Raw genomic sequence first — 5,882 nt, forward strand, 5'->3', positions numbered from 1 at the left:
TGCTCTTTGACATTGTTGAGAGGGGAAGAGAAGCGTAGGCGGCGGTGTCCTTGCGGGCGATTGGCAACAATTGCTGTAAGATACATCGACCTGATCTATGCTTTGGTGAGTACACCGCTGTGGGGAAACCCACAGATGGAGGTGCTCTGTCAATTAAGAGTGTAGTGACATAGTCGAGATCAAATTCTTCAACTTGAGAGTTTGATCCTGGCTCAGAACGAACGCTGGCGGCAGGCTTAACACATGCAAGTCGAACGCATCCTTCGGGGTGAGTGGCAGACGGGTGAGTAACGCGTGGGAACGTGCCCTTCAGTTCGGGATAACCCAGGGAAACTTGGGCTAATACCGGATACGTGCGAGAGCAGAAAGATTTATCGCTGAAGGATCGGCCCGCGTCTGATTAGCTAGTTGGTAGGGTAATGGCCTACCAAGGCGACGATCAGTAGCTGGTCTGAGAGGATGATCAGCCACATTGGGACTGAGACACGGCCCAAACTCCTACGGGAGGCAGCAGTGGGGAATATTGGACAATGGGCGCAAGCCTGATCCAGCCATGCCGCGTGAGTGATGAAGGCCTTAGGGTTGTAAAGCTCTTTCGTCCGGGACGATAATGACGGTACCGGAAGAAGAAGCCCCGGCTAACTTCGTGCCAGCAGCCGCGGTAATACGAAGGGGGCTAGCGTTGTTCGGAATCACTGGGCGTAAAGGGCGCGTAGGCGGCCTGATAAGTCGGGGGTGAAAGCCTGTGGCTCAACCACAGAATTGCCTTCGATACTGTCGGGCTTGAGACCGGAAGAGGTAAGTGGAACTGCGAGTGTAGAGGTGAAATTCGTAGATATTCGCAAGAACACCAGTGGCGAAGGCGGCTTACTGGTCCGGTTCTGACGCTGAGGCGCGAAAGCGTGGGGAGCAAACAGGATTAGATACCCTGGTAGTCCACGCCGTAAACGATGAATGCCAGCCGTTGGGCAGCTTGCTGCTCAGTGGCGCAGCTAACGCTTTAAGCATTCCGCCTGGGGAGTACGGTCGCAAGATTAAAACTCAAAGGAATTGACGGGGGCCCGCACAAGCGGTGGAGCATGTGGTTTAATTCGAAGCAACGCGCAGAACCTTACCAGCCTTTGACATGTCCGGTATGGGCAGTGGAGACACTGCTCTTCAGTTCGGCTGGCCGGAACACAGGTGCTGCATGGCTGTCGTCAGCTCGTGTCGTGAGATGTTGGGTTAAGTCCCGCAACGAGCGCAACCCTCGCCCCTAGTTGCCATCATTCAGTTGGGCACTCTAGGGGGACTGCCGGTGATAAGCCGAGAGGAAGGTGGGGATGACGTCAAGTCCTCATGGCCCTTACGGGCTGGGCTACACACGTGCTACAATGGCGGTGACAATGGGCAGCGAACCCGCGAGGGGGAGCTAATCCTAAAAAGCCGTCTCAGTTCGGATTGCACTCTGCAACTCGAGTGCATGAAGGTGGAATCGCTAGTAATCGTGGATCAGAACGCCACGGTGAATACGTTCCCGGGCCTTGTACACACCGCCCGTCACACCATGGGAGTTGGTCTTACCCGACGGCGCTGCGCCAACCGCAAGGGGGCAGGCGACCACGGTAGGGTCAGCGACTGGGGTGAAGTCGTAACAAGGTAGCCGTAGGGGAACCTGCGGCTGGATCACCTCCTTTCTAAGGATGATCTCTTATGAAGTGGCCTTGGCTGCTTCTATCGGATCTCTTTTGAACAATAGGGTCAGTCAGACCCTGACATGCGGGACGCTGCCGTCTTCGTTTCTCTTCTCTCACATCCAAACATCGGTTGGTCTGGCTTGTCCCGTCAGGGATGGGGCCATGATCGACTGGGCCTGTAGCTCAGGTGGTTAGAGCGCACCCCTGATAAGGGTGAGGTCGGACGTTCGAGTCGTCCCAGGCCCACCATCTTGTCCTGGGGTTCGGCGAAACGTCGCCGGCGGCCGGTCGGCCTCTGCAAGAGGTTGGCGCAGGTCCGACGCGACAGCGTCGCAAGCCCGAACGGGCGCCGCCGACTTCTCGGCGGACAGCCAAGCGGACGGACGTCTGCGCCGGCGTCTGAGGCCAAGCGTCAAACCCTTGGCTTCGCCAAGGGGGCCTTAGCTCAGCTGGGAGAGCGGTAGCTTTGCAAGCTTCAGGTCGTCGGTTCGATCCCGACAGGCTCCACCAATTCCTTGATGTTTGGACGTGTCCATAGGCCCTGAGCAAGGGCCGTGGATCAGTCAAAGAGGTTCGTGCCCTCCCCTTGTGGGTGAGCGGCGCGGATGTTTGAAATCGTAAAGAGGCAGCATATTCGGCAAGCGGGACACCTAGTTCCTGCGAACCAGCCCTGGCCCGCAGCCAGGAGCGCCGGATATGCTTGGCAAGCAAAAAAACATGTCTTTGGCGAAAGCCGAAGACAGGTCTTTCTTATTCGATCTTTGTTCGGCTCTGCCGAGCGGACATTGATCATGAGAGTAATCAAGTGTCGTAAGAGCATCTGGTGGATGCCTTGGCGCTGAGAGGCGATGAAGGACGTGGTACGCTGCGATAAGTCTTGGGGAGCTGCGAACGAGCTTTGATCCAAGAATCTCCGAATGGGGAAACCCACCTTCGACCCTTTGTACTGTCAGTGCAGGATCTTTTTAAACGAAGCAATTCTGTGTTGGCACTACGAGGGGTCAGATGAAGGTATTAGACCCTGAATCCATAGGGGTTTAAAGCGAACCCGGGGAACTGAAACATCTAAGTACCCGGAGGAAAGGACATCAAACGAGACTCCGTTAGTAGTGGCGAGCGAACGCGGATCAGGCCAATGCCTGCATGATCTTCACTGGAACCGTCTGGAAAGTCGGGCACCAACGGGTGATAGCCCCGTACAGGTCAGGGTGATTGCAGGATATGAGTAGGGCGGGACACGTGAAATCCTGTCTGAACATGGGGGGACCACCCTCCAAGCCTAAGTACTCCTCAGCGACCGATAGTGTACTAGTACCGTGAGGGAAAGGTGAAAAGCACCCCGACGAGGGGAGTGAAACAGTTCCTGAAACCGGATGCTTACAAACAGTAGGAGCCCAAGGTTCGTCCTGGGTGACTGCGTACCTTTTGTATAATGGGTCAGCGACTTAAAGTAACGAGCAAGCTTAAGCCGATAGGTGGAGGCGCAGCGAAAGCGAGTCTGAACAGGGCGTTTGAGTTCGTTGCTTTAGACCCGAAACCGGGTGATCTAGCCATGTGCAGGTTGAAGGTGCGGTAACACGCACTGGAGGACCGAACCGGTGTCTGTTGAAAAAGACTCGGATGACGTGTGGCTAGGGGTGAAAGGCCAATCAAACTCGGAAATAGCTGGTTCTCCGCGAAAGCTATTTAGGTAGCGCCTCGCGTGAATCCTCCAGGGGGTAGAGCACTGGATGGGCTAGGGCCGCCCACAGCGGTACCAAACCTAACCAAACTCCGAATACCTGGAAGGACTGCGCGGGAGACACACGGCGGGTGCTAACGTCCGTCGTGGAGAGGGAAACAACCCTGACCTACAGCTAAGGCCCCCAATTCGTGGCTAAGTGGGAAAGGATGTGGGAATCCCAAAACAACCAGGAGGTTGGCTTAGAAGCAGCCATCCTTTAAAGAAAGCGTAACAGCTCACTGGTCTAAACAAGGGTTCCTGCGCCGAAAATGTAACGGGGCTCAAGCCACGAGCCGAAGCTTAGGGTGCATGCTTTTGCATGCGCGGTAGCGGAGCGTTCCGTAAGTCTGTGAAGGAGGACCCGTGAGGGCCTCTGGAGATATCGGAAGTGCGAATGCTGACATGAGTAACGACAAACAGTGTGAAAGACACTGTCGCCGAAAGTCCAAGGGTTCCTGCGTAAAGTTAATCTTCGCAGGGTTAGCCGGCCCCTAAGGCGAGGCCGAAAGGCGTAGTCGATGGGAAGCACGCTGAATATTCGTGCGCCAGTGGGTAGTGACGGATCCTTATCGTCGTTCGATCTTATCGGATTGATCGGGCGGCTTCCGGGTCCCAGGAAATAGCTCCCACATCAGACCGTACCCGAAACCGACACAGGTGGACTGGTAGAGTATACCAAGGCGCTTGAGAGAACTATGTTGAAGGAACTCGGCAATTTACCTCCGTAACTTCGGGATAAGGAGGCCTTCTGTTTGGGCAACCAGGCAGGAGGGGCACAGACTAGGGGGTGGCGACTGTTTACCTAAAACACAGGACTCTGCGAAGTCGCAAGACGACGTATAGGGTCTGACGCCTGCCCGGTGCCGGAAGGTTAAGAGGAGAGGTTCACGCTTTGAATCGAAGCCCCGGTAAACGGCGGCCGTAACTATAACGGTCCTAAGGTAGCGAAATTCCTTGTCGGGTAAGTTCCGACCTGCACGAATGGCGTAACGACTTCCCCGCTGTCTCCAACATAGACTCAGTGAAATTGAATTCCCCGTGAAGATGCGGGGTTCCTGCGGTCAGACGGAAAGACCCCGTGCACCTTTACTGTAGCTTTGCGCTGGCATTCGTGTCGGCATGTGTAGGATAGGTGGTAGGCTATGAAGCGGGAGCGCCAGCTCTTGTGGAGCCATCCTTGAAATACCACCCTTGTAGACATGGATGTCTAACCGCGATCCGTAATCCGGGTCCGGGACAGCGCATGGTAGGCAGTTTGACTGGGGCGGTCGCCTCCCAAAGAGTAACGGAGGCGCGCGAAGGTGGGCTCAGAACGGTCGGAAATCGTTCGACGAGTGCAATAGCATAAGCCCGCTTGACTGCGAGACTGACACGTCGAGCAGAGACGAAAGTCGGCTATAGTGATCCGGTGGTCCCGCGTGGGTGGGCCATCGCTCAACGGATAAAAGGTACGCCGGGGATAACAGGCTGATCTCCCCCAAGAGTCCATATCGACGGGGAGGTTTGGCACCTCGATGTCGGCTCATCACATCCTGGGGCTGGAGAAGGTCCCAAGGGTTCGGCTGTTCGCCGATTAAAGTGGTACGTGAGCTGGGTTCAGAACGTCGTGAGACAGTTCGGTCCCTATCTGCCGTGGGTGTAGGAGTATTGAGAGGATCTGTCCCTAGTACGAGAGGACCGGGATGGACGTACCTCTGGTGGAGCTGTTGTGGCGCCAGCCGCAGTGCAGCATAGCTATGTACGGACGGGATAACCGCTGAAGGCATCTAAGCGGGAAACCCACCTCGAAACGAGTGCTCCCTATCAGAGCCGTGGAAGACGACCACGTTGATAGGCCAGGTGTGTAAGCGCGGTGACGCGTTGAGCTGACTGGTACTAATCGCTCGATTGGCTTGATTGCTCTCATGATCACTGTCCGTGATCATTTTTAAGTTGGCCTCAAGTGCCGGCGCGGACGTCCGTCCGCTTGGCTGTTCCATGCACGAGCATGGGCGGCCGGTCGGCCTTGCGGACCCTGACGGGTCCGAGGGCGCCAACTTTGACAAGAAAGACTTTGACCTTGGAGCTGCAAAGTTCCGGGTGGAGGCCTAAGCCTCCCTTGCCTGTTTGTCCTTCGCCGGTCCGGTGATTTGAGCGAGGAGCTAAGAACCCGATCCCATCTCGAACTCGGCCGTTAAACTCCTCAGCGCCGATGGTACTGTGTCTCAAGACCCGGGAGAGTAGGTCATTGCCGGGCCTGCCAAGGACAAACACAAAGCCTCTTTACTGATCTTCGACAATCACACCGCGGTGTCTCGTCTCGAGCGCCGCGGTTTGTGTTTGTGCCCTTCGCCTTCAAAGCCTGCTTTGAAGGCCATCATTGGCGCGGGGTGGAGCAGCCCGGTAGCTCGTCAGGCTCATAACCTGAAGGTCACAGGTTCAAATCCTGTCCCCGCAACCAAACACTCAAAAGCCCCCGCACGTGATAAACGGCGGGGGCTTTT

General features: G+C 56.1%; 3 tRNA genes and 3 rRNA genes. All 6 read left to right on the plus strand.

The window, feature by feature from the left end:
- Window positions 1-189 precede the first annotated feature (189 nt).
- The 6 genes from VB618_RS19660 to VB618_RS19685 all read left to right on the plus strand — a co-directional run bounded on the left by VB618_RS19660 (window position 190) and on the right by VB618_RS19685 (window position 5,839).
- A 16S ribosomal RNA gene (locus VB618_RS19660) occupies window positions 190-1,676 on the plus strand.
- A 172-nt stretch (window positions 1,677-1,848) separates the two neighbouring features.
- A tRNA-Ile gene (locus VB618_RS19665) sits at window positions 1,849-1,925 on the plus strand.
- A gap of 185 nt (window positions 1,926-2,110) precedes the next feature.
- Window positions 2,111-2,186 (plus strand) — tRNA-Ala (locus VB618_RS19670).
- 289 nt (window positions 2,187-2,475) lie between these two features.
- A 23S ribosomal RNA gene (locus VB618_RS19675) occupies window positions 2,476-5,299 on the plus strand.
- 220 nt (window positions 5,300-5,519) lie between these two features.
- Window positions 5,520-5,635 (plus strand): 5S ribosomal RNA (gene rrf, locus VB618_RS19680).
- The 16S, 23S and 5S rRNA genes sit together here with 3 tRNA genes alongside, the layout of an rRNA operon.
- A gap of 127 nt (window positions 5,636-5,762) precedes the next feature.
- A tRNA-Met gene (locus VB618_RS19685) sits at window positions 5,763-5,839 on the plus strand.
- Window positions 5,840-5,882: the final 43 nt, after the last annotated feature.

It is taken from the genome of Microvirga sp. CF3062 (assembly GCF_036314045.1).
Taxonomy (GTDB): domain Bacteria; phylum Pseudomonadota; class Alphaproteobacteria; order Rhizobiales; family Beijerinckiaceae; genus Microvirga.